This is a genomic window from Ligilactobacillus salitolerans, from assembly GCF_003864415.1.
Classification (GTDB): Bacteria; Bacillota; Bacilli; order Lactobacillales; family Lactobacillaceae; genus Ligilactobacillus; species Ligilactobacillus salitolerans.
The window spans coordinates 1-1359 of the sequence record NZ_BFFP01000078.1 but is presented as its reverse complement, the minus strand read 5'-3'; the positions used below and the strand labels follow the sequence as shown (position 1 = coordinate 1359).

Sequence of the window (1359 nt, the reverse complement as noted above, 5' to 3'; positions counted from 1 at the left end):
CGTTGAGACAGTGCCCAGATCGTTACGCCTTTCGTGCGGGTCGGAACTTACCCGACAAGGAATTTCGCTACCTTAGGACCGTTATAGTTACGGCCGCCGTTTACTGGGGCTTCGATTCTGAGCTTCGCTTACGCTGACTCATCCTCTTAACCTTCCAGCACCGGGCAGGCGTCAGCCCCTATACATCATCTTACGATTTTGCAGAAACCTGTGTTTTTGATAAACAGTCGCCTGGGCCTATTCACTGCGGCTGGTCGTTAGACCAGCACCCCTTCTCCCGAAGTTACGGGGTCATTTTGCCGAGTTCCTTAACGAGAGTTCTCTCGCTCACCTGAGGATACTCTCCTCGACTACCTGTGTCGGTTTGCGGTACGGGTGATCGAATCTTCACTAGGAGCTTTTCTCGGCAGTGTGACATGACTTCCTTCGCTACTTAAATTTCGCTCCCCATCACAGCTCATCTTACGCCAGGGCAAGCATTTGACTCGCCCTGCAACTCGCTGCTTGGACGTGCAATTCCAGCTGCACGCTCCGTTAGCCTCCTGCGTCCCTCCATCGCTCAAACAGATCCGACCAGTACAGGAATCTCCACCTGTTATCCATCGCCTACGCCTCTCGGCCTCGGCTTAGGTCCCGACTAACCCTGGGAGGACGAGCCTTCCCCAGGAAACCTTAGTCATACGGTGGGTCAGATTCTCACTGACCTTGCGCTACTCATACCGGCATTCTCACTTCTAAGCGCTCCACCGGTCCTTACGATCCGGCTTCATTGCCCTTAGAACGCTCTCCTACCACCCGACCTAAAGGTCGGATCCACAATTTCGGTAATGTGTTTAGCCCCGTTACATTTTCGGCGCAGGATCACTCGACTAGTGAGCTATTACGCACTCTTTGAATGGTGGCTGCTTCTGAGCCAACATCCTAGTTGTCTGTGCGATCCCACATCCTTTTCCACTTAACACATATTTAGGGACCTTAATTGGTGGTCTGGGCTGTTTCCCTTTCGACTACGGATCTTATCACTCGCAGTCTGACTCCCGGAACAAGATCTGTGGCATTCGGAGTTTATCTGAATTCAGTAACCCAAGACGGGCCCCTAGTCCAAACAGTGCTCTACCTCCACGATCCTTATCTTCCGAGGCTAGCCCTAAAGCTATTTCGGAGAGAACCAGCTATCTCCAAGTTCGTTTGGAATTTCACCGCTACCCACACCTCATCCCAGCATTTTTCAACATACCCGGGTTCGGTCCTCCGGTGCGTTTTACCGCACTTTCAACCTGGACATGGGTAGGTCACTTGGTTTCGGGTCTCCGTCAACGTACTCATTCGCCCTCTTCAGACTCGCTTTCGCTCCGGCTC

1 rRNA gene is annotated in these 1359 nt (G+C 52.6%); it reads right to left on the bottom strand.

The features are described 5' to 3' along the window. Positions 1-1359: ribosomal RNA gene (locus tag LFYK43_RS12080) — 23S ribosomal RNA — on the bottom strand; the annotation flags it as partial.